22 protein-coding genes are annotated in these 22,171 nt (G+C 52.0%); 7 read left to right on the forward strand and 15 right to left on the reverse strand.

The genetic code is table 11. The features are described from left to right. The first annotated feature begins 118 nt into the window (after positions 1-118). Both ACAN55_RS07405 and ACAN55_RS07410 read left to right on the forward strand, forming a co-directional pair. Positions 119-964, forward strand: a complete 846-nt coding sequence (locus tag ACAN55_RS07405) for a DUF72 domain-containing protein (RefSeq protein ID WP_379130203.1) — start codon at positions 119-121, stop codon at positions 962-964. Between the two features lie 49 nt (positions 965-1,013). Continuing rightward, positions 1,014-2,474, forward strand: coding sequence for an alpha-amylase (locus ACAN55_RS07410; protein ID WP_379130205.1), 1,461 nt, complete (start codon positions 1,014-1,016; stop codon positions 2,472-2,474). 189 nt (positions 2,475-2,663) lie between these two features. Here the strand turns inward: ACAN55_RS07410 and ACAN55_RS07415 are convergent, their stop codons facing one another. The 8 genes from ACAN55_RS07415 to ACAN55_RS07450 form a co-directional block, all read right to left on the reverse strand. Continuing rightward, positions 2,664-3,647 carry an aldo/keto reductase gene (locus ACAN55_RS07415; protein ID WP_379130208.1) on the reverse strand — a complete coding sequence of 328 codons (984 nt, stop codon included), beginning with the start codon at positions 3,645-3,647 and terminating at the stop codon, positions 2,664-2,666. Between the two features lie 170 nt (positions 3,648-3,817). Further along, a complete protein-coding gene (locus ACAN55_RS07420; protein ID WP_379130211.1) occupies positions 3,818-4,180 on the reverse strand; it encodes a FlxA-like family protein in 363 nt (120 codons plus the stop codon). A 100-nt stretch (positions 4,181-4,280) separates the two neighbouring features. Further along, positions 4,281-5,150 (reverse strand): DMT family transporter, encoded by an 870-nt coding sequence (locus tag ACAN55_RS07425; RefSeq protein WP_379130214.1) that lies wholly within the window; start codon positions 5,148-5,150, stop codon positions 4,281-4,283. A gap of 1 nt (position 5,151) precedes the next feature. Beyond that, positions 5,152-6,381: a multidrug effflux MFS transporter gene (locus ACAN55_RS07430; RefSeq protein WP_379130217.1), complete on the reverse strand. Its 1,230-nt coding sequence runs from the start codon at positions 6,379-6,381 to the stop codon at positions 5,152-5,154. 271 nt (positions 6,382-6,652) lie between these two features. Continuing rightward, complete coding sequence (locus ACAN55_RS07435) at positions 6,653-7,255, reverse strand: alpha/beta hydrolase (RefSeq protein WP_379130220.1); 603 nt, start codon at positions 7,253-7,255, stop codon at positions 6,653-6,655. Further along, positions 7,252-8,202: a ring-cleaving dioxygenase gene (locus ACAN55_RS07440; RefSeq protein ID WP_379130223.1), complete on the reverse strand. Its 951-nt coding sequence runs from the start codon at positions 8,200-8,202 to the stop codon at positions 7,252-7,254. Before ACAN55_RS07440 ends, ACAN55_RS07435 begins: the two co-directional genes overlap by 4 nt. A 17-nt stretch (positions 8,203-8,219) precedes the next feature. Beyond that, positions 8,220-8,621, reverse strand: a complete 402-nt coding sequence (locus ACAN55_RS07445; protein ID WP_379130226.1) for a DoxX family protein — start codon at positions 8,619-8,621, stop codon at positions 8,220-8,222. A 228-nt stretch (positions 8,622-8,849) separates the two neighbouring features. Next, on the reverse strand, positions 8,850-9,320 hold the full coding sequence (locus tag ACAN55_RS07450; RefSeq protein ID WP_379130229.1) for a MarR family winged helix-turn-helix transcriptional regulator: 471 nt from the start codon (positions 9,318-9,320) through the stop codon (positions 8,850-8,852). 736 nt (positions 9,321-10,056) lie between these two features. Between ACAN55_RS07450 and ACAN55_RS07455 the strand changes: the two genes are divergently transcribed. From ACAN55_RS07455 to ACAN55_RS07470, 4 genes are all read left to right on the forward strand, one after another. Continuing rightward, positions 10,057-10,716 (forward strand): futalosine hydrolase, encoded by a 660-nt coding sequence (locus ACAN55_RS07455; protein WP_379130361.1) that lies wholly within the window; start codon positions 10,057-10,059, stop codon positions 10,714-10,716. After that, the gene (locus ACAN55_RS07460) at positions 10,716-11,576 is read left to right on the forward strand and encodes a 1,4-dihydroxy-6-naphtoate synthase (protein WP_379130232.1); all 861 of its coding nucleotides are present in this window, start codon (positions 10,716-10,718) and stop codon (positions 11,574-11,576) included. The genes ACAN55_RS07455 and ACAN55_RS07460 overlap by 1 nt, the downstream gene beginning before the upstream one ends. Before the next feature lie 103 nt (positions 11,577-11,679). Next, entirely contained in the window at positions 11,680-12,504 is an 825-nt protein-coding gene (locus ACAN55_RS07465; protein WP_379130235.1) for a class I SAM-dependent methyltransferase, read from the forward strand. A gap of 149 nt (positions 12,505-12,653) precedes the next feature. After that, positions 12,654-13,313 (forward strand): DUF559 domain-containing protein, encoded by a 660-nt coding sequence (locus ACAN55_RS07470; protein ID WP_379130238.1) that lies wholly within the window; start codon positions 12,654-12,656, stop codon positions 13,311-13,313. A gap of 372 nt (positions 13,314-13,685) precedes the next feature. Here ACAN55_RS07470 and ACAN55_RS07475 read toward each other — a convergent pair whose 3' ends face one another. The 4 genes from ACAN55_RS07475 to ACAN55_RS07490 are packed head-to-tail and all read right to left on the reverse strand — an operon-like array spanning position 13,686 to position 17,482. After that, positions 13,686-14,759, reverse strand: coding sequence for an ABC transporter substrate-binding protein (locus tag ACAN55_RS07475; RefSeq protein WP_379130240.1), 1,074 nt, complete (start codon positions 14,757-14,759; stop codon positions 13,686-13,688). Beyond that, complete coding sequence (locus tag ACAN55_RS07480) at positions 14,756-15,580, reverse strand: ABC transporter permease (RefSeq protein ID WP_379130242.1); 825 nt, start codon at positions 15,578-15,580, stop codon at positions 14,756-14,758. The genes ACAN55_RS07475 and ACAN55_RS07480 overlap by 4 nt, the downstream gene beginning before the upstream one ends. After that, on the reverse strand, positions 15,577-16,383 hold the full coding sequence (locus tag ACAN55_RS07485; protein ID WP_379130245.1) for an ABC transporter permease: 807 nt from the start codon (positions 16,381-16,383) through the stop codon (positions 15,577-15,579). Before ACAN55_RS07485 ends, ACAN55_RS07480 begins: the two co-directional genes overlap by 4 nt. After that, positions 16,373-17,482 carry an ABC transporter ATP-binding protein gene (locus tag ACAN55_RS07490; protein WP_379130364.1) on the reverse strand — a complete coding sequence of 370 codons (1,110 nt, stop codon included), beginning with the start codon at positions 17,480-17,482 and terminating at the stop codon, positions 16,373-16,375. The genes ACAN55_RS07485 and ACAN55_RS07490 overlap by 11 nt, the downstream gene beginning before the upstream one ends. Positions 17,483-17,740: 258 nt before the next feature. Here ACAN55_RS07490 and ACAN55_RS07495 point away from each other — a divergent pair, with 258 nt between their 5' ends. Next, positions 17,741-18,865 carry an FUSC family protein gene (locus ACAN55_RS07495; RefSeq protein ID WP_379130247.1) on the forward strand — a complete coding sequence of 375 codons (1,125 nt, stop codon included), beginning with the start codon at positions 17,741-17,743 and terminating at the stop codon, positions 18,863-18,865. Positions 18,866-18,975: 110 nt separating this feature from the next. Here ACAN55_RS07495 and ACAN55_RS07500 read toward each other — a convergent pair whose 3' ends face one another. The 3 genes from ACAN55_RS07500 to ACAN55_RS07510 form a co-directional block, all read right to left on the reverse strand. Further along, a complete protein-coding gene (locus ACAN55_RS07500; protein ID WP_379130249.1) occupies positions 18,976-19,986 on the reverse strand; it encodes a glycosyltransferase in 1,011 nt (336 codons plus the stop codon). A gap of 3 nt (positions 19,987-19,989) precedes the next feature. Continuing rightward, on the reverse strand, positions 19,990-21,078 hold the full coding sequence (locus ACAN55_RS07505; RefSeq protein WP_379130251.1) for a phosphodiester glycosidase family protein: 1,089 nt from the start codon (positions 21,076-21,078) through the stop codon (positions 19,990-19,992). 391 nt (positions 21,079-21,469) lie between these two features. Further along, positions 21,470-22,078 carry a flavin reductase family protein gene (locus tag ACAN55_RS07510; RefSeq protein ID WP_379130253.1) on the reverse strand — a complete coding sequence of 203 codons (609 nt, stop codon included), beginning with the start codon at positions 22,076-22,078 and terminating at the stop codon, positions 21,470-21,472. Between the last annotated feature and the right edge of the window lie 93 nt (positions 22,079-22,171).

Raw genomic sequence — 22,171 nt, forward strand, 5'->3', positions numbered from 1 at the left:
TGTTGCATTAATATGACAGATTAATCAACTGCCCCTGTTTTTCAGGGGTGTCTTTCCGTTTAATAAGAGATAGCTGAACCTGTATCGGATCACGAGAACTGAGGAAGGAGGGATGCATGTGATCAAAATAGGACTGACCGGCTTCAGCGATCACGAGGAGCTGTACGGCAAGATCAAACCTGCCGAGCGGCTGCCTACCTACAGCGCCCATTTCACCATCGTGGAGATTGACAGCTCTTTCTATGCCGTTCAACCGGTCCGCAATTATGTGAAATGGGTAAGTCAGACACCCGAAGACTTTCATTTTATCGTCAAAGCTTATCAGGGCATGACCGGGCATCTTCGCGGCAAGAGAAACTATTTCGATACCAAAGAGGACATGTTCAAAGCCTTCCATATCTCGATCGAGCCCGTAATCAGCGCAGGCAAACTTTCCATGGTTCTCTTCCAATTCCCGCCCTGGTTTGACTGCACCCGGCAGAATGTGGAGATCCTGCAAGAGACAAGAGAATGGATGCTGGACGTACCCTGCGCACTGGAGTTCCGCAACAGCAGCTGGTACAGCCCCGAATTCGAGGCCAAGACACTTCAGCTCATGGAACGGGAGGGTTGGATTCATACCGTTGTGGATGAACCACAAGCCGGACCCGGCACGGTACCTATTATTCCGACAGCGACATCGCCGGAGATCACCTACGTGCGAATGCACGGCCGCAATGCCAAGGGCTGGCATCAGAGCAGCCACCCGGAATGGCGTAAGCTTCGATATTTGTACCGTTACAGCACCGAGGAACTGGGAGAGTGGCGCGATCGCCTGCTGCTGCTTGAGAAATCCTCCAAAAATATTTATGTCGTGTTTAACAATAACTCAGGCGGCGATGCTACTGATAATGCCAAAGAGCTGCAAGCCATGTTAGGCCAAGAGGACCGCGGAACCGCTCCGCTGCAGCTGGAACTTTTTTGAACCATACTATCCTATTTACATAGGGTTGCCTGAAGGAGGCCGCAATAATATGAAACGTAACCATACGATGATGCAATTTTTCGAGTGGCATTTGCCTGCTGACGGGAATCACTGGAAGTTATTAAGCCAAATGGCGCCGGAGCTGAAGGCTTCCGGAATCGATTCGGTCTGGGTCCCGCCGGTAACTAAAGCCGTGTCTGGAGAAGACACCGGATATGGGGTTTATGACTTGTATGACCTTGGCGAATTTGACCAGAAGGGTACAGTCCGCACCAAATACGGAACAAAGCAGGAATTGATCGAAGCCATTGCCGAATGTCAGAAAAACGGTATCGCCGTCTACGTTGATCTTGTAATGAACCACAAGGCCGGAGCCGATGAAACCGAAGTGTTCCAGGTCATTGAGGTCGATCCCCACGACCGGACCAAGGAAATTTCCGAACCGTTCGAAATTGAGGGCTGGACGAAGTTCACCTTCCCGGGCCGGGGAGACGAATACTCCTCCTTCAAGTGGGATTTCAACCACTTCAACGGCACTGACTACGATGCCAAAGGAGCCCGCAGCGGCGTCTTCCGGATTGCAGGAGAGAACAAGACCTGGAACGAGAATGTAGACAGTGAATTCGGCAACTATGATTATCTGATGTTCGCTAACATCGACTACAGTCATCCGGACGTACGGAGAGAAATGATGGATTGGGGCAAATGGCTGGTGGATACGCTGCAGTGCAGCGGCTACCGCCTCGATGCCATCAAGCATATCAACCATGATTTCATCAAGGAATTCACGGCAGAGATGACCAAGAAACGCGGTGAGGACTTCTACATTGTCGGGGAATTCTGGAATCCTAATCTGGAGGCCTGCCGCGAGTTTCTGAATACCGTGGATTACCAAATCGATTTATTCGACGTCTCGCTGCATTATAAGCTGTATTCCGCTTCTCTCGCAGGAAGAGATTTCAACTTGTCACAGATATTCAATGATACTCTGGTCCAGACACATCCGTCCAATGCCGTTACTTTCGTAGACAATCACGACTCCCAGCCGCATGAAGCGCTTGAGTCCTGGGTAGGCGACTGGTTCAAACCAAGCGCCTATGCGCTGATTCTGCTCCGCAGGGATGGGTATCCCGTGGTCTTCTACGGCGACTACTATGGAATTGGTGGTCCCGAACCTATCGAGAGTAAAAAGTCTGTCATCGACCCGCTGCTCTCCGCCCGTTATCACAAGGCATACGGCGAACAAACGGACTATTTCGATCATCCTAATACGATCGGCTGGATTCGCAGCGGAGTAGAAGAATTCAAAAGCTCCGGCTGTGCGGTCGTGATCTCAAATGGCGATGACGGTGAGAAGCGAATGTTCGCAGGTGAGCACCGGGCCGGTGAAGTCTGGACTGACATGACCGGGAACCGAGAAGAAGAAATCACGATTGGTGAGGACGGCTGGGCCACATTTACCGTTAAAGGCGGCAGTGTTTCTGTGTGGGCTCTTCCGGATCACGTCTAGGAAGAACTACGGCAATGGGTCATCCAAAAAAAGACGCCCTTATGATGCTCAGGGCGTCTTTTTACAAGCTCCCCTGGGTACCGAGCACGGGGCTCCGGTTATCCAGGGAAGTTTATTTTTCGATCCAGATCAGATCGTCAGCCCCGCATCACACGATACCGACTTGGCTGATTCTCTGAATAACCGCGTTTAGTAAGGTCCTCTGATATGCTGTGCAACCTGCTCGCGGTAGAACGTTTCGAGCTTCTCTTTGTCCGCAGCACTAAAGGAAGGTACCTCGGCCGCGCCAAGGTTATCGTTAACCTGCGATTCATTCTTGAAGCCCGGGATGATGCAGCTAACCTCCGGATGATCCAGTATCCAGCGCATGGACGCCCGGGCCATATCTCCCCGTCCTTCGGATATCCATCTCAGTTCCTCTGCCAGCTCCACACCCTTGGCAAAAGGCAGTCCGGCGAAGGTCTCTCCTACGTTAAACTGCTCCCCATTCGCATTGAAATTGCGGTGGTCATCGGCAGCAAACGTGCTGTTTGCCGAGAACTTGCCTGTCAGCAGCCCGCTGGCCAGCGGCAGTCTGACCAGGATACCCGTTCCGTTCGCTTTCGCCTGCGGCAGCAGCTCTGCAGCTGGTTTTTGACGGAACAGATTGAAGATAACCTGCAGCGCCTTGACTCCTGGTACTCCTAAACAGAACAACCCTTCTTCTACGGTCTCCACGCTTACGCCGTAATGGCGGATTTTACCCTCAGCCTGCAGCTTGTCCAGCACCTCAAATACCCGGCCATCCTTCAGAATCTCAAGCGGCGGGCAATGAATCTGATACAGATCGATAGCTTCGCGCTCCAGCCGCTTCAAGCTTTGCTCACAATACTGTCTGACTGACTCCTCCGAATAAGTGCTGTAATCATGGATATCTCCGGCACGGCAAAACTTGGTAGCAATATGTACGGTATCCTCTTTACCCTTGGTCGCCTGAGCCAGCAGCTTCTCTGCATGTCCCCCGCCGTAAACATCAGCTGTATCAAAAAAATTAACGCCGCTATCCATGGCTTTCGCAAGACCTTTAAGCGCTTCGGTGTCGCTGGAAGCTCCCCAACTGCCACCGATGGCCCATGTGCCGAAACTAACTTCACTTATCGATATTCCTGTATCCCCGAGCTGACGGTAATTCATCTCTCATCCTCCTGTTATTGAACGTTCGCAAGATAATTAAAGCGTATACAAAAATGAACCCTAATGCAAGATGCAGAGGATTCCGGGATGTATAGGGAGTGTGCTAGGGTTAAGCAACAACGTAAAAAGTGCCCCGGCACCCTATTATAAGGTTTGCGGAGCACTCACATTTAGATTCGAATATCAAATCGGCCTTCACTGTTTGTTGTTGCTGAACCTATTTCCGCAGGACTGGCTGCGGTAAGCGGTTTGCCCCCGGGAGGTGGTGGTGGCGGAGCCTGCTGTGCCGCAGCACTCTCAGAAGATGAATTCTTACTCTTCTCAGCGATCTGCGCCTCCAGTGTTTTAATCTGCTGTTCGATCTGTTTCTTTTTGGCTTCCTTTGCCTTGTCACTGTCTTTACTGGAATCAACCTTCTCCAGATCTGCCTTCAGCTTGGTCAGTTGCTTCTCCAGCAAATCTGTTTCGCTTGTGCCGGATGATGCTGAAATATAAGCAGCAGCGTTTGTACCGGAAATCGACGATATGCTCATGGTTGTCCCTCCTTCCATACTCCAATATAGAGCCTAAAGGAGCCGGATACGTTAAAACCCGCTGAAAGTTTGCTGAAAGCAAAGAGAGACTATACTGTGCTTACGTCCGGGTACGGTCTTTACGGTTCACTAAAGTCACACTGAGCAGAATAATAGCCAGTCCAATCACGGTGTTCACATACAGAGACTCCTTCAGGAAAAGAACCCCCCACAGGATGCCGAATATCGGAACGAGGAACGTTACCGTAACTGTCTTGACCGCACCGACATTCCGGATCAGCCGGAAATAAATCAGATAGGCTACCGAGGTGCAGAGCAGAGACAATCCGGCTACGGAGTAGACCGCTGGGGCAGACGGAAGCTCATGCGGCGCAAAGATTACCGCCAGCGGCAGCAGCACAATACTGGCTCCAAGCTGTTGTCCGATGGCAAGCGTAAGCGGCTCTACGCCTTTGCCCGCATGCGAAGCATATAGACCGCCGAAGCCATAGGACAAGGCTGCGCCTAGCGAGAAAATAACCGAATATAGAATAGCTCCCTCCAGAGGCACAGGACTAAAACCGACCAGAACTGCCACACCGGCCAGCCCGGTAATCAGTCCCGCGCTCTTGACCAGCCCGGGCTTCCCCTGCCCGATACCCCAAGCAGCCAAAGCCGTGAACATCGGTGTTGTGGCATTAAGAATAGCTGCCAGCGATGCATTCAGATGCAGCTCTGCCATACAGATCAGCGTGAAGGGCAGTGCGGCATTCAGTGCGCCCAGAATCAGAAAGGCCTTCCAGTGGCGCAGAATTTGCGGCTTAATTCCCCGAAGGAAGGCGTAGAGCAGCAGTGCAGCCGCTGCTAGACTCACACGCAGTTCTGTCGTAAAGACCGGACCAAAAACCGGAGAAGCGATTCTCATGAATAAAAAAGAGGCTCCCCAAATGAGTGCCAGCAGCAATAATGCCGCCATATCCTTGCGGGCCATATCAGGATCTTCCTCCTCTTACAAGCAGAGTGTAGGCACCGATCGAGCACAGCCCCGCTGAAGCCATAACCAATGCCATGGGAAGAGCCGTCTCTCCGCTGCCAAGACCCACAAGCGGGGCTACACAACCTCCGAGCAGCAGCGGAAGCAAGCCGAGCAGCGCAGCAGCACTGCCTGCGGTTTCACCTTGATCCTGCATCGCCAGCGAGAAGCTGGTGGTACCGACCATGCCCACGCTCGAAACGACCGCAAACAGGCAGATCAGAAGCAGCGCAAGGCCGCCTCCGGCAGCAACTGTAACCAGGAGTAATACGGCACCTGTCGCACACAGCAGGAGACCGCTAAGCAGCAGCCTGCGTTCGCCCACCTTCACCGATAATCTGCCGGCGATTTGACCGGTCAGAATAATCCCGAGTCCGTTCATGGCAAAGATCAGGCTGTACATCTGCGGCGTAACGCCGTAAATATTCTGAAGGACAAAAGAGGAACCCGAGATGTAGGCGAACATGGCAGCGGTGACGAACCCCTGCGACAAGGCAAAACCCATAAATTTGCGGTTTCCGAGCAGCGTTCCGAATGTCCTCACCGTACCCATCAGTCCACTGCTGGACCGTCGTTCCTTCGGCAGAGTCTCAGGCAAACGCAGAAGTATGGTAGCGAAGAAGAGAAAGCCTGCCACGCACAGCACTACGAATACGCCCTGCCATGTGGTCCATCTCAGCAATTGTCCACCGATAACAGGGGCGAGTATCGGACCTAACCCGTTCACGATCATGAGTAGAGAAAAGAACCGGGTCAGCTCAGAGCCCGAATACAAATCCCTGGCCGCTGCACGGGAAATGACTACGCCTACCGAACCGGAGAGACCCTGAATCAGCCGTAAGGCTACCAGAACCCCAACCGAAGGGGCAAAGGCGCATAGCAACGAGGATATGGCATAGATCATCATTCCGACCAGCAGCGGACGGCGGCGCCCATAGACATCGCTCAGTGGCCCTGCCACCAGCTGCCCAAGGGCCAGTCCCATCAAAAAGAAGGTCAAGCTAAGCTGTACGAAGGAAGCCCTCGTATCAAAATATGTGCCGAGAGCAGGCAGCGCCGGTAAATACATATCAATGGACAAGGGCCCGATGGCGGAAAGTGCCCCCAGAATTACGGCCAGCTGCAATCTTTTGCCCCGTGAGGGCTTCGCTGCGCCAGCGGCATTGCTGTCATTCAAATTCTTGATCATGAGGCTTACGTCAACCTTTCCGGAACAACCTGACGGCCGTTTTATATTCTTTTCATACTACATGAAGAGAAGTGAAGGGTTCAATCCTTTTTTTACCAGACAATCCGCCGAAACATTCTGAAAGGAGCTGCGGGCTCCTGATTAGGCAAAAGCAAAAACCCGCAGAATCGGAACTGAAAAGCGTCCGTTTCTGCGGGTCTTATTTCATTTATATTTTTATGGAAAATAAGGATTTTACTGTGTACTCAGCGGCTCGACCATATCATCACGGTTATTTATGCTGCAGCCAAAGTCTTGCCGCTTCGGCCTCCGCAGTGCTCAGCCTGTGCCCCTGATTGCCCCAGTGGGTGGTCACCTCAGCTCCCGCCCCTTGCAGCAGCTCCTCCAGCTCCCGGGTCTCCTCCTGCGAGATAAGCGGGTCGTTCAGTCCGGCCCCGATGAAGACAGACACTTCGCTTAGGGAGGGAAGCTCCAATCCCCGTAGCGGAACCATAGGGTGCAGCAGCACTGCCGAGCGGAAGACCTCCTTGTAATGAAACAGCAGGCTTCCGGCGATATTGGCGCCGTTGGAATACCCCACTGCGGTTAAACGCTCGGTATCGAAGCCGTATTTAATTGCTGCCTCATCCAGGAAGTTCTTCACCTCATGCGTACGGTAGATCAGGTCTGCCTCATCAAATACACCCTCGGAGAGCCGCCGGAAGAACCGGGGCATGCCATTCTCTAGAACATTGCCCCGGATGCCGAGTACGGAGGAGCCGGGAGACAGCATCTCCGCAAGCGGCAGCAGATCATGTTCATTGCCTCCGGTACCGTGGAATAATACGAGTACTGGCTTGCTCTTATCCGTGCCTTCCCGGAATACATGGATCATCCTTGCTTCACCTCGACTTCACGGATTTCAAAAGGGCTCAGATTGGCTTCAATATCCTTGCGGTGCGGTTCATACCATGCCGGAAGCATCAGCTTGCCGCCCAGTGCTTCTGGAGCTTCATCGCGGGCAAAGCCCGGAGGGTCCGTGGCAATTTCAAAGAGAATTCCGCCTTCCTCACGGAAGTAAATGGCGTTGAAGTACTGGCGATCTTGAACAGGAGTCGGCTGATAACCGTGGCCTTGTACTTGGCGGCTCCACTCCAGTTGCTCGGCATCGTCTTTGGCCCGCCACGCAATATGGTGAACCGTTCCTGTGCCTCCCGAGCCATGCGGCACCGGCTCTGCCTTCAGATCAATGATATTGCCAAGATCCGCTGAGGTTCTATAGCGGATATACCCATCGCCTTCAGCAACACGCTCCATGCCAAGTGTACGGCTGAGTGTATCTGCCGTGTGCTGCGGATTCGTGCTGTACAGTACAGCGCCGCCAAAGCCTTTAATGGCATGCTCAGCAGGAATTCCGGCGAAAGTCCAGCTGCTTGGCGCACCTTCCTCACGCTCAACAAGCTCAATCCGCAGCCCGTCATAGTCGGCAAAGGACAGATAATTTTCCGAAATACGGGTTACCTTAGTTACCGGGATGCTATAAGCCGCCAGTCGCTGCTCCCAAAAGGCCAGAGAACCCGGGGACACCGCATAAGTCGTTACCCCAACCTGACCGCCGCCGATTCTTCCTTTACGCCCGGTTGACCAGGGAAAGAACGTAATGATTGTACCCGGCGCGCCGCTTTCATTACCGAAATAGAGATGATATACCTCAGGAGCGTCAAAATTAATGGTCTTCTTCACCAGCCGAAGTCCAAGAATTCCGGCATAGAAATCAGCGTTCCGCTGTGCATCGCCCACGAAGGCGGTAATATGATGGATACCTGCAGTTTGTAATGTCATGAGTATAATCCCCTTTCTTAGTTGAAGAACAGCGCGTCAAGTGAAATCGAACCAGGTCCTGCTATAGCCAATCCGGCTGCTACGACCAGCAGAATCAGCGGAAACTCAAATCCATTCGCCGTCGACCAGAATCCGTTCGGTGCGTGAACCTTTACGATTGCTCCGAGCATTGTAGCGATAATTAGCACCGCCGCTACAGGAGTCAGAAGTCCAGCTACAAACAACAAACCCCCAACCAGTTCCATAAGTCCGGCCAGCACCGCCATTGTCACACCGGGTTTAATGCCGACTGATTCCATCCAGCCCCCGGTTCCTTTCGGGCCATACCCTCCAAACCAGCCAAACAGCTTTTGTGAACCATGTCCGATAAATGCAACCCCGATAACCAATCTCATCAATAATAACCCTACACTAACCATTTTTAACCCTCTCCATTCTCTTGGTTTTAATTATCTTAACGTTAAGATATACGATAAAAAATTTTTGGTCTTTCACTTTTACTAACAACATCACGAAGCCAGTTCTTTCACCGCTTAAATTACTACTTAATCAGTTCACTTAGTCAGCCTGGGCAGCACAACGGAATTTGCTGGTTGAGCATACCCCGGCGGGTACGCTATGAGTAAAAGCGCGAGTGTCGGAAGCTTCTACACGCCTTTACCCAGTCTTTTCAAAAAATCGATCGCCTGATCCTTCTCCTCTGTGCTGAGCCCGCCCATCAGATGATGAATGGATGACACATGTTTCGGGAATATTTCATCAAAGAGTTCCCGGCCCGCTTCCGTGATCTCGGCATAGGTGACACGGCGGTCATCACTGCAAGGTACACGTTTCAGCAGTCCCTTATTCTCAAGCTTGTCGATATTATAAGTAATGCTTCCGCTGGTAACGAGGATCTTCTCACCGATCTGCTGCAGCGGAATGCGGGTACGATGATACAAGACTTCAAGAACCATGAATTCCGCGGAAGACAACCCGTAACTCTTCATGTCCTTCACGGCATGATCCATTAAACTCCGGTAAGCTTTGGATAACACAACGAACAATTTCAGCGATGCCGCCTCATCCTTGTCGTTCACATTACCGTTATTCAGTCCGGCTGTTTCGAGGTTGTTCATGATCTCACCTCCACTCCATGTAGTATTTCTCCAGCTGCCTTAAGAAATTATCTTTCTGTTAAATATCTTTAACTTAAGATAAATATAATCCTTTGGAGTGGCTTTGTCAACAGCTTCTGCAAAAAGAATTAAATATGCCGTCCTATACCCTCCGCACATCTGCCGAATCACAATGTGGACTGGTCAGAGTCTGGAGTAGGGCCTAATGAGTAGAACCTCCTGTGACATGATCATAGTCCTGAGTAAGGCCACCTGAGTGGAGCCTTCTAAGCCCACTGGCTGAAAATATATTAGCCTATACTTTCTGCTTGCGTTTATAAGACACTCTCTAGAGGCAATGTGCATTGAGTGACTTCTCCACGAAAGAGGAAGAAAGCCATACGCTCCTGGTTAGCAGAGCGCACATTGATTGCCGCCTTACGTTGACCTGACCTATAAAACGGCGTATCCTTTTCCTTGCGAATACCGGATGACAGCCTCGTGATTGTACATCCTTTCTTATATTATTACTTCTATTATTGGAGGCGGACGAATGACTACATACTCTGATTACTCCACAAGTGGAGCTGCGGAGAGATCACGCGGAGCTCTGGAGGGATCACGCGGAGCTACGGAGCGATCACGCGGAGCTGCGGAGGGATCACGCGGAGCTACGGAGGGATCACGCGGAGCTGCGGAGGGATCACGCGGAGCTACGGAGGGATCACGCGGAGCTACGGAGGAATCATGCGGAGCTCTGGAGGGACAAGCCCTCCAGCAGCGTGTGCTGATCGTGACCGCAGTCGACGCAGAGCGGGACGCGGTCCTGCGCGGGCTGAAGGGCAGCAGCAGGTTCCATGTTGTGGCGGCAGGCGCTGGCACTGCCGCAGCAGCGGCGGGTACCGCCGCGGTTCTCGCAGCCGGACCGTACGGCTGCGTCATCAGCGCCGGGATCGGCGGCGGGTTCCCCGGGCGGGCGCCTGTAGGCTCGCTGGTCATCGCCAGCGAGATGATTGCGGCCGACCTCGGGGCGGAGACGCCGGAGGGCTTCCGCAGCGCTGCCGAACTCGGCTTCGGCAGCGTGTCCGTGCCGGCCGACTCCGGCACGGTGCAGGCAGTGCAGGCCGCGCTGGCAGCGGCCGGGCTTGCCGTAAGCACGGGACCCGTGCTTACGGTCTCGACGGCTACCGGCACAGCGGTGACGGCCGCCGCTTTGGAGGCGCGCGTGCCGGGCGCCGCGGCCGAGGCCATGGAAGGCTACGGCGTCGCCGTAGCCGCCAAGGCCCTGGGGATAGCGGCGCTTGAAATCCGCGCCATCTCGAACCCGGTCGGTCCCCGCGACCGGGCCGCCTGGAAGATCGGCGAAGCGCTGGAGCAGCTCACAGCTGCAGCCGAAATATTACTGGAGGTGCTGTAATGACGACAACGGCTCATGAACTTAATATTGCTTTTTCTCCTTGTCCCAACGATACCTTCGTATTTCACGCCTTGGCTCATGGTCTGGTGGAAGGTGCTCCGAGTCTAAACGTAACTTATGCAGATATCGATATTACTAACGGGCTAGCCGCTGAAGGTAAAGGTCCGGAAGTCATGAAAATCTCCTATGCCGCCCTGCCTTGGGTACTGGACCGGTATAGATTACTTCCTTGTGGCGGTGCGCTCGGCCGGGGCTGCGGCCCGTTGCTGCTGACCAGTGGCGGACCGACATCCGTCAAACGTCCAGCCGATCTCACCGGACGCCGGATTGCCGTGCCAAGCGAACGCTCGACCGCCTATTTATTGTTCCGCCTATGGGCAGCGCAGCATGTGCCGGATGGCATCGGCGAAATTGTGGTCATGCCTTTTGATAAAATTATGCCTGCCGTGAAGGATGGTTCGATAGATGCCGGTCTGGTTATCCATGAAGCACGATTTACCTACCCATCCTACGGACTGCACATGCTGACTGATCTGGGCAGCTGGTGGGAGAGCGATACGGGTCTTCCGATTCCGCTGGGTGCTATTATCGCGCGGCGTGATTTGGACTCTGAAGCTATCACAGGTTGGGTTCGCACTTCCCTGCAATATGCCTGGGACCATCCGACCGCTTCCCGTGATTACGTGCTGGCCCATGCTCAGGAGCTGTCTCCGGAAGTGGCCAAGTCGCATATTGACCTCTATGTGAACAGTTTCTCCATGAATCTCGGCGAAGACGGCTATGCCGCGATTTCTTCTCTGCTTACCCGTGCCGCGGCAGAGGGTCTTGTCCCTGCGGTTGATCCCGAATTACTGCGATAGAACTCATGCTTCAGTCGGGTTTTTTACACAGCGATGTCTATGCCCCACACTTTCCTAATACGAATATATCAGCCCTAAAATTAACCTTCACCGGAGGTAACTTATGATACCGGATGGAAACCGCAAAGCGAATATCGACCGCTTCCTGGGATACCCGAATGATTATGACCGCTACCGCCCCGAAGCGCCTCAGCTTGTAACCACTCTGCTGGGCGATTACCTGGGAGCCCGTCCGGAGCTTGTCGTGGATGTCGGCTGTGGTACGGGTTTATCCACTTTTTTATGGAGTGACCATGCAGACCGCGTCATCGGAGTCGAACCAAACCCGGATATGCGCGGCAAAGCATTGGATAAACTGGCCTCATTGCAGCTCGAGGGGGCACAACTCTCCTTCATCCCGGGTTATGCCAATCAACTGGACCTGCCCTCAGGGAGTGCAGACATCGTTACCTGCTCCCAGTCCTTTCATTGGATGGAGCCGGTAAGTACGCTGAAAGAGATTTCGCGGATTCTGCGGGATGGCGGCGTCTTTGCGGCCTATGATTGTGTATGGCCTCCGGCACTCCGGCACACGATCGAAGAGAGATATAACCACCTCATTCTAAAAGCCGACGAAGTCTTAGGCCGGATACAACCAGCAGAAGAACAGGCACAGAAATGGAATAAGGACGAACACTTATCGAGAATCCGAGCTAGCAGAGCTTTTACGTTCACGCGGGAGATTGTGTTTCATCATATCGAGCTGTGCGATGCGGAGCGTTATATCGGCCTAGCGCTTAGCCAAGGCGGAATCCAAAACGTCCTGAAGCTCGGCTCAGAAGAACTAGACAATGACATTGCCACATTCCGCGACGCGGTCAATCAGCATTTTCAAGGCAAGACCCTTGAGGTTGTGTTCAGCTACAAAATGTACATTGGCATCAAGTAAAAGATATACATCGACATCAAGTAAATAAATGTCATACCGTATCATCCGCTTTGTGCCGTATCCTAATTGAAGAGACGAAGAACGTCCCGTATCCACTCCTTTCGAGTGCGAACGGGACGTTTTTATTTTTTTCGAATGGAGTGATTTCGTTGAACTTTGAAGAAACCCATGAAGCGTATATGATCCAGCATCTTGCGAGGAGAACCGGGGAACGCCACGGCCGGCTGGAAAGGGGACACCGTCATGCTGAAGTGCTCTTCCTCCGTAATGTGTGGTGGCCGCTGCGCGGAAATTTGGAGCACCTGCACCCTGAGTATGAGGTATCGGACTGGCGGGGAAGATCTTATTTTGCCGACTTCGCCTGGCTCCCAGGGTACACGAAATTATTAATCGAAATCAAAGGCTACGCCACACATGTTCAGGAGATGGACCGCCAGAAATACTGCAGTGAGCTGAATCGCGAGACCTTCCTGCACGCCATGGGGTATAACGTGATTTCTTTTGCCTATGATGATGTGCAGCAGCGCCCGGATCTTTGCATAACCTTGCTGCGCATGGTGTTCAGCCGCTATCAGCCGGAACCCCGCATTCAGCTGGCAGAGAAGGAAGTCATTCGCCTGACCATCCAGCATGCGGGGGCTGTTCGTCCCAAGGATGTGGAGCAGCATTTCGGAATCAACCATAAAACAGCAGTCCAACTGCTGCAAAAGCTGTGCACCAAAGGCTGCCTCCTCCCCTCCTACCGCGGCAACCACAAACGAATCGTCCGGTACGAGCTGGCCCGCAATGTGCTGGATTACTTTGACTAACCTAAAATTCTTAATATTAGTGTTTGTTCTCTGACGCATAGAGTCTGCTTCTACAACTTCGTATTACTGACGTTGAAGCTACCTTCGATCACTCACAAACACCAGTATAGTCTTCAACACACCAGCGCATCACGTTACCCGTAAAGCCACCTGCATAAGTCAAAACGCATGAAATCTGCCGGATGACGCCAAAAAGGAGCATCCACACACACCGAATCGGTGTGCAGATACTCCTCTACAATGCCGGGAACAGGCAACAATACTAGTTATGCCGCCTTTCAACCGCCTTACAGCCAGCAGCTCCTCTTCAGCCGCCTTCCTTGCAGTCAGCTACAAGTCTATACCGAAATCCCTACTGACAACAGATTCCATCTACTTCTTATTCATCTTGAACTTCAGGAACAGCTCATTGTAGTGGGCGAGCATGCGCTTGCCGAGGTTGTCGTAGACCTCAAGCCGGTCTGTGATTTCAGCAGGCGGATAGAAACGGGTGTCTCCGGAGATATCCTCCGGCAGCAGCTTCAGTGCCTCCATATTCGGCGTGGAATAACCGACGTATTCGGCATTTTTGGCTGCTACTTCCGGACGCAGCATGAAATCGATGAACTTGTGGGCACCTTCCACATTGGCCGCCGTCTTCGGAATAACCATGTTGTCGAACCATTTGTTCGAGCCTTCCTCCGGCACCACGTAATCCAGTTTATCGTTCTCGTCCATAATTTCTGCCGCATCCCCGGACCAGACGATCCCGACTGCAGCTTCTTCGTTCGCCAGCAGCATCTTGATCTCATCGCCGACAATCGCTTTTACATTCGGGGACAGCTTATTCAGCTTCTCCAGCGCTTCCAGCAGATGGTCCTCGTTCGTGTCGTTTAAGGAATAGTGCAGGCTGTTCAACGCCATCCCCATCACCTCGCGCGCACCGTCCACCAGGAAGATATTATTATTCAGCCGCTTATCCCACAGGGAATCCCAGCTGCTGAAATCCATACCCTTTGTCATCTCGGGGTTATAGATAATCCCCACCGTTCCCCAGAAATACGGTACCGAATACTGGTTGCCAGGGTCAAAGGAGAGGTCCATAAAGCGCGGATCAATATTGCCTAGGTTAGGCAGCTTGCTATGATCCAGCGGCAGCAGCAGGTTCTCTTCCTTCATTTTGTCGATGGCATAATCGGAAGGAATCACCACATCAAAGGTCGTCCCGCCCTGCTCCACCTTGGTCAGCATCGCCTCATTCGAATCAAACGTCTGGTAGATCACCGTAATCCCGGTCTCTGCCTCGAATTGCTCAAGGAGCTCCGGCTCGATATAATCCCCCCAGTTGTAGATCGTCAGCGTGTTGCCGCCGGAATAACCTTCATTGGAGTTCATCCATGCCCCCAGATACATCAGGGCGAACGCCACCACAAAAATCGCAATAAACGTATTTACCAGCTGTTTCATCTAGGCACCCCCGCTTCCGCCACTGGTTCAGCCATAACGACAGGGCGAGCTTTCCGGCGCGTTAGGAAGTAATATCCGGTGACGAGCAGGATGGTGAAGAGGAAGATCAGGGTCGACAGTGCATTGATCGATAGCGATACCCCTTGTCTTGCTCTGGAATAAATCTCAACCGACAGCGTGGAATATCCATTCCCCGTTACAAAAAACGTTACCGCGAAATCATCCAGTGAGTAGGTCAGGGCCATAAAGAATCCGCTGAAGATCCCCGGCTTAATGATTGGCAAAATAACTTTGGTCAGCACATCGCGGCGGGTAGCCCCAAGATCGCGGGCGGCATCCGTCAGTGTCGGACTCATCTCCTGCAGATGCGGCAGAATCATCAGCACGGCAATCGGTACACTGAACGCCACATGCGACAGCAGCACCGAGGTGAAGCCCAGCTTGATGCCGACGATCGTGAACAGGATCAGAAACGAGGCTCCGATAATGACGTCTGGACTGACGATGAGCACATTGTTCAGCGACAAAAGCGTATTTTTAGCCCGGCGGTTTCGTATCCGCTGAATAGCCAGCGCCCCGATCACGGCAATAATAGTCGCAATAGCCGACGACAGCAGCGCAATAACCAACGTATTTATTACGATAATAATCAGCCGCGTGTCCTGAACCACCTCACGGTAGTAATCCAGCGTAAACCCTTCAAAGCCGTGCATCGTGCCGCCGCTATTGAAGGAGTAGTACATCAGATAGAAAATCGGTGCATACAGCACAGCGAACACCAGCACCAGATAGATATTCAAGAATCCGTTTTTGTTTCTCACTGCCGCACCCCTTTCCGCGCGCCGCCCCAGAGGATCATAAAGAGCGCCATAATGGCGATGAGGAAGACCGCAACCGTCGAGCCCATGCCCCAGTCCTGCGTCACGAGAAAATGCTGCTCAATCGCGGTGCCAAGCGTAATAACCCGGCTGCCTGCGATCAGGCGCGTAATCATAAACAGCGACAGCGCCGGGATGAACACCGCCATACAGCCAGAGCGCACCCCCGAAATCGTCAGCGGAAAAATAACCCTCCGGAACGTCGTCCAGCCGGAAGCACCTAGATCACGCGCCGCATCCACAAGCGACAGATTCAGTTCTTCCAGTGCGCTGTAGATCGGCAGGATCATAAACGGTATAAAAATATACACCGATACGAACACAAAGCTGAAGCCGGTGAACAGAATTTGCTGCTCTCCAAGCCCCATCAGATCAAAGAAATTATTGACCGGACCGAAGGTGCCGAAGATCCCGATGAAGGCGTAGGTTTTGAGCAGCAGATTGATCCATGTCGGCAAAATAATCAGCAGCAGCCACAGCTGCTTATGCTTGGTCCGGGTGAGCAGATACGCCGCCGGATAGGCCACCAGGAGCGAGAACAGCGTAATCAGGAACGCATACCAGAACGAATTCAGCGTCATGCGCAAATACACCGGAGTGAAGAAATTAACGTAATTGTCCAGCGTCAGATGACCGTCCAGATCAAATAACGAGTAATAAATAATCAGGACCACCGGAGCAATAACGAACAGCGCGATCCACAAATAATAAGGGATGAGATAATACGACCGGCCCTTACTGTTCATGGCTGTCCACCCCGCTGTAGGCTTCGAGACGTTTGTCGAACTCTTCCTCCGTTTCACCGAACCTCATGACATGAATCGCTTCAGGGTCAAAATAAAGTCCGATTTCGCTGCCGACCTCCGCTTTGCGGGTGGAGTGAACCAGCCATTCATGACCTGACTCGTCATAGCAGCTAATCTCATAATGCACACCGCGGAACAGCTGGGAATCCACGCGCACGCGCAGCTTACCCTGCTCCACCGTAGCGATTTCCAGATCCTCGGGACGGATCACAATTTCTACTGCCTCGTTCGGCTTCAAGCCCGCATCCACACATTCAAACCGGTGACCGTTAAATTCCACCAGATAATCCTCGATCATCACACCGGGTACAATATTCGATTCCCCGATGAAATCGGCAACAAACCGGTTAATCGGCTCATCGTAAATATCGTTTGGCGTGCCGCTCTGCTCGATTCGGCCTTTGTTCATGACAAAGATCCAGTCCGACATCGCCAGCGCTTCCTCCTGGTCATGCGTGACGAAGATGAAGGTAATGCCGAGACGCTGCTGCATTTCACGCAAAATATACTGCATCTCTGTACGCAGCTTCAAATCCAGCGCCGACAAAGGCTCATCCAGCAAAAGAACCTGCGGTTCATTCACTATCGCGCGGGCAATCGCCACACGCTGCCGCTGTCCGCCGGACATTTCATTAATCGCACGCTGCTCGTATCCGACCAGATTGACGAAGCGCAGCGCTTCCTGCACCTTCTGCGTGATCACATCTTTTTTCAGCTTCTTAATGCGAAGTCCGAAGGCAATGTTCTCAAAGACGTTCAAATGCGGGAACAAAGCATAATCCTGAAACACCGTATTAACCTGACGCTCATTGGCGGGAATGTGGTTAATGACCTTTCCGTTCAAATAAATAGAGCCCTCTGTCGGCTCCGCGAACCCCGCTATGAGGCGCAATATCGTTGTTTTTCCACAGCCGGACGGTCCGAGCAGTGTGTAGAACTTTCCCTTCTCAATTTCAAAACTTACGCCTTTCAGTACCGGTTCCTCATCGTCATACTGCTTAGTGACATCGGCAAAAGAAATAATGGTCCCTTCCGGAATAACTATGGCGAACAACCTCCCTGCTTTGAGTAGTACAACTTATTTTGCGACAATCCCTTGCTTCATTCGACAATGAATCGATAGTACTAGCATATAGGAATTTTCATACATATGCGATAGTCTACATTATTAAACACAGGTTAAAAACTTAACAACTTCGTAAAAAATGCCTGCCGCCCTGCTCATGACCCGGTGCTATAATGAAAACGGCTGAAAATTACCGGTTTTTTCTTAACTTTACGAAAAGAGATGAAGGATATGAACGAGGGGTTACAAGACCGCCTTGAGAAATATGGCATATCACTTTACATGATAAGGGTCACGCTTGCTGCTTCCCTGTCGTGGATGGCAGTGAATTCGCTTTATGGAGACCGTTACTTATATTTTGCACCGCTGGCTGCGGTTCTGATTACCCAGGGAACGGTGAAGGCTTCACTCGAAAAAGGGGTCTACCGTCTACTGGGCATTATTCTCGGAGGAATTGTCAGTCTGATCATTGGCCGATTCTTCGATGTCGGCGGTCTTTCGATCCTGCTGATGCTGCTGCTTGGGATCGGAGTCGCCACAGCCTGCCGGATTAACATCCAGGCAGTTACGCAGATCGGCGTGACTTCCATCTTAGCCCTTACCTTTTATAACGACGGCTATGTCATCTGGCGTATGGCAGAGACCTTTATTGGTGTAGCCATAGCTGTCATAATCAACATCATTATCGTTCCGCCCAATGCCTTCGTCAAGGCCAAACGCAAGATCTATGAGAGCACCCTGCTGTTATCCGATGCACTCAGCGGACTTGCTACCGGCGGAAGGGGATATAAGCAGGCTTCTGCCGCTCTGGAGCAGGCTGGACAATGGCTAAAGCGCGGCGGACAGGAGCAGAAAGAGCTGCATTTCACCATTTCCCATTATAAATACCGGCATGAGCTGCAGCAGCTGATGGCTTCTACCGCACATCTTAAGGTAATCCATTCTTATATCAAAAGCATTGCCGAAGAGATACAGCTTCTGCCATCGCATTACCCCGCTGCCGACTGGATGATTGAAGTGATGGAGACAACCGCGGATTGTATAGCTATCTACGGCACCATGGCATTATCGGAAGATGAGCTGCGTCATTCACTTACAGATCAATTGAACAGCGCGCGTGAGCTGCAAATGAATAGCTTCTCCGGGCTTCAGGGACAATGCTCCTTAACTGCCATTCGTGATCTTGGAGCCGTCTTCTCTCATCTGAACCGGATCCTGGAAGAGGTAGAACAGGCCAACAACCATAACTACTACGTTGCAAGCGTTCCAGCAGGAGCGGACCCCGCACAGGCCGCGAAATTGATCAAGAAGAAACGGCTGCGCCGTTCTTACAGGGACGGCATCCCTTTCTCGTAGAAATATAAATGGAACCTATAAATTCTTATCATTGAACAAGGACGCTCTCACATGCTGTAGCTTGGGAGCGTCCTTTTTTGGGTTATACCCTAAGTTTCATCTCTTGAATGCTAATAGACAAATCTTCGCTGGGCCCAATAACTAAATAGAAACAACAGGCATTCGGTAGCGATCTTCGCAGGAATCAAAGGAACACCTAAAAACGTGTGCAGCAACGACAAACATCCGTAATTTAGCCCGATGATTAAAGTAGCAAGCGCATAATAACGGAAGATCGACGTCCGGAACGAAGTCTCTTTCTGACGGGCGAAGACAATTCGCCGGTTCATGGCGTAATTCACAGCCGAACTTCCGGCTCTGGCGCCGACCACCGACAACAGCAGATTCCCGGTTACAGACTGAAGCAGCAAGAGCAGAATGAAATCAAGAATGCCCGAGATGAGTGAAGATAGGCTGAATTTTAGAATCGGGAGGTATATCTTCAGGGAGTCTGCAACCGGACGAAAATGGGATGATTCGTTATCGTTCAAGTAGATCGTATCAATTGGCAGCTCCTTGATGCCATAGCCTTGGGCTGGTGCTTCGAGCAGCAGATTCATCTCGTATTCGAACCGTTCACCGGGCACTTGGCAGAGCCAGTTCAGCATGCTTCTCGGATACCCGCGAAGGCCGGTCTGCGTATCCCCGATGGAGATGCCGGTCGCGGCGTTGTACACCTTGCTGGTGAGGCGGTTGCCGAACCGGCTGCGCAGTGGCACCTTGCCGGTGAACAACCGGCTGCCCAGCACCATCTGGGCTTCGGCAGCTTCGCTGACCCTTCCCACATCGACGATGTCTTTCGGCGAATGCTGACCGTCGCTGTCGGCGCAGACGACAGCCGCAGCGGGAACATTCTCTAATATATATTGAAAGCCTGTCTTGAGCGCCCTGCCCTTGCCCCGGTTAACGACGTGGGTCAGGACGGTACAGCCGGCAGCTTTTACAGAATCAAAGATGCTGCGGAACCGTTCCCCGCTCCCGTCATCTACGACAATAATCGGCGCTTCCGTGATATTCCGAAGGCTCTTGATAAGATCGATCAGGCGGTGATCCGGCTCATAGGATGGTATTAATACGGTCATGGCTTATTCCTCCCCTAAATAGAGGATGTCGCTTACGCCGCGTTCCTCTTGTTTGCCCTGCGGATTATTCACAACACGACCATTAAAAACCATCGTAGACGAGCCGCCACCATCCAGATTGTATGCTTCAGTGGCACCGAGGTCTGCGAACAGCTGCGCGAACTCGTCCAGCGTCATACCACGGCTTTCATCCGACCGACCGTCGACAACGACGAACACATAGTGGTTCGGCGAAATCATGCCAATGCCTGTGCGGGGGTTCGAATTGGAAATGGAGCGGTTGCCGAAATTCGTATCGATTTTGATGTTCTCGAGATCCTGGACCATTTCACCACTCTTGATAAGCGCCGGACCGAACGATAACGTTTGAAGGACACCGTTCGCAAGCAGAGTGTCTGCGGATACTTCCTCTTCCTCATAAGAGGCCATAGTACCGTCCTTGTACAAGGCAACAGCCTCGCGGGCAGGTTCATTACGGTAGAGGACACCATTACGGATGATTACTCCGTCGCTCCGGAAGCCGTAATAATCTCCGTTGATGGCGAAGATGGCATTGTGATCAGCAGCAATCTCTGAAGTATCTTCGGTGATGTTCGTACCGAAGGAATTATCCGCGAACGCCGACTGGATCAGGGATGCGTCAGAAACCTGGACATCGGCGACATAATACGTAATCTGGTCGCTGCCGGTGCCAGTAACAACCTGATCGATAGAGATGGACATATCATCCGTGCTGTAGTTCCAGTCGTCCGATACAGGTTGGGATGAACTCCCGCTACCCGTACTCGAATCCGATATCGCTTCCGGCGAATTCGTTTCCGACGTGCCAGAGGCTGTTCCACTGGAATTTGTCGCGGCACTGGAATTTACCGTGGTACTGGCTTTTTCTGTACTGCTGGAATTTGTCGTGCTTCTGGAATTTGCTGTGCTACTGGCGTTTGCCGTGCTGTTCGTCGCCTCGGCAGCAACAACGACTTCAACGTGTTCGATCAAATAACGATCGGCGAGCTTGTATAAGACAAAAGCGACGAGCAGAGTGAAGAGCGTCACGGTAATCAGCAGTTTTCGTTTGAATGAGATTTTTTGGGGCATAGGGATGAATCCGCCTTTCTTGTTCCTATAGGGACTTTATTGGTTAAGGCAAGTATAGGCGGCGTAGCTTAACTGAGACTTAAATGAAAGCTGAAGGTTTGCTGAGGACATCACGACCTGCATATTAAAAAGACAAGCCGCGTTTGTCGCATCGGCTTGCCTTATATAGTCTTGCTCTTTAGATATAGTCTTGCACTCAAGATATAGTCTTACACTCAAGATATCGTCATGCTCATCCGATATGTCTTGTTCACAGGATATCATCTTGCTTCTTAGTTTCTTGTCATTGCTATCTTGTCACTGCTGGCTTGTGAGCCTAAATTGCTGTTCCTCCATGAATATTGTTCAAGTGGGGTCAACATTTTCAGTTCTATTTATACCCTCAACGCCTTCAAGTTTCGGCCTCATACCGGGGCCGCTCCAAGTCAAAGGTTGGTCCGATCGTGCCATAGGACGCCCCCGCCAGACGGCTGACCGGCTTCAGCTTACTGACATTAATCCTTCCGTTCTCGTAAAGTTCATCCTCAACATAGAAGCTGACGATCTCCCCAATGAGCATATCGAAATTACCAAGGTCCAAATGCTGAACAAGCCTGCACTCCATGGCGATCTGGCATTCTTTTACCCGGGGGACTTGTACTGCTTGACCTGGGACGGTTGTCAGCCCTGCTAGCTCAATTTCGCTGACTCCGCTAGGCGCATTAATCGAAGTGTGGTTGACCTTCGCCACATTGTCCTCGCCCACAATATGTACTACAAACTCCTTGCCCCGTACAATATTGCGGGAAGTATCCTTCATCTCCCCGTTTGGCAACTTTCCACAGGAAATCATGATCATCGGCGGATCATTATTCACGATGTTGAAGAAACTGAACGGCGCGGCATTAACGACTCTCTCTTCATTTAGCGAAGTGACAAAGGCGATAGGTCTCGGCACAACACTCCCGATCAGCAGCCTGTAATTATCGTATGCCGACTGGTCTTTCGTACGGACAAACATAATAACCCTCCTCTTCAAGCTTTCATCCTGCATAAAAATGATTATACTCTATATATCACAACGTATTTACCATGTCTAATGGAGCAGGAGTGG

The sequence above is a fragment of the Paenibacillus oryziterrae genome (assembly GCF_042610485.1).
Lineage (GTDB): Bacteria > Bacillota > Bacilli > Paenibacillales > Paenibacillaceae > Paenibacillus_AQ.

Coding starts and splice junctions, on each gene's coding strand:
- ACAN55_RS07435 (WP_379130220.1), bottom strand. CDS start 7,255: ATGATCCATGTATTCCGGGAAGGCACGGATAAGAGCAAGCCAGTACTC.
- ACAN55_RS07410 (WP_379130205.1), top strand. CDS start 1,014: ATGAAACGTAACCATACGATGATGCAATTTTTCGAGTGGCATTTGCCT.
- ACAN55_RS07440 (WP_379130223.1), bottom strand. CDS start 8,202: ATGACATTACAAACTGCAGGTATCCATCATATTACCGCCTTCGTGGGC.
- ACAN55_RS07415 (WP_379130208.1), bottom strand. CDS start 3,647: ATGAATTACCGTCAGCTCGGGGATACAGGAATATCGATAAGTGAAGTT.
- ACAN55_RS07495 (WP_379130247.1), top strand. CDS start 17,741: ATGAACGAGGGGTTACAAGACCGCCTTGAGAAATATGGCATATCACTT.
- ACAN55_RS07500 (WP_379130249.1), bottom strand. CDS start 19,986: ATGACCGTATTAATACCATCCTATGAGCCGGATCACCGCCTGATCGAT.
- ACAN55_RS07465 (WP_379130235.1), top strand. CDS start 11,680: ATGATACCGGATGGAAACCGCAAAGCGAATATCGACCGCTTCCTGGGA.
- ACAN55_RS07445 (WP_379130226.1), bottom strand. CDS start 8,621: ATGGTTAGTGTAGGGTTATTATTGATGAGATTGGTTATCGGGGTTGCA.
- ACAN55_RS07460 (WP_379130232.1), top strand. CDS start 10,716: ATGACGACAACGGCTCATGAACTTAATATTGCTTTTTCTCCTTGTCCC.
- ACAN55_RS07430 (WP_379130217.1), bottom strand. CDS start 6,381: ATGATCAAGAATTTGAATGACAGCAATGCCGCTGGCGCAGCGAAGCCC.
- ACAN55_RS07505 (WP_379130251.1), bottom strand. CDS start 21,078: ATGCCCCAAAAAATCTCATTCAAACGAAAACTGCTGATTACCGTGACG.
- ACAN55_RS07475 (WP_379130240.1), bottom strand. CDS start 14,759: ATGAAACAGCTGGTAAATACGTTTATTGCGATTTTTGTGGTGGCGTTC.
- ACAN55_RS07420 (WP_379130211.1), bottom strand. CDS start 4,180: ATGAGCATATCGTCGATTTCCGGTACAAACGCTGCTGCTTATATTTCA.
- ACAN55_RS07485 (WP_379130245.1), bottom strand. CDS start 16,383: ATGAACAGTAAGGGCCGGTCGTATTATCTCATCCCTTATTATTTGTGG.
- ACAN55_RS07425 (WP_379130214.1), bottom strand. CDS start 5,150: ATGGCCCGCAAGGATATGGCGGCATTATTGCTGCTGGCACTCATTTGG.
- ACAN55_RS07450 (WP_379130229.1), bottom strand. CDS start 9,320: ATGAACAACCTCGAAACAGCCGGACTGAATAACGGTAATGTGAACGAC.
- ACAN55_RS07510 (WP_379130253.1), bottom strand. CDS start 22,078: ATGTTTGTCCGTACGAAAGACCAGTCGGCATACGATAATTACAGGCTG.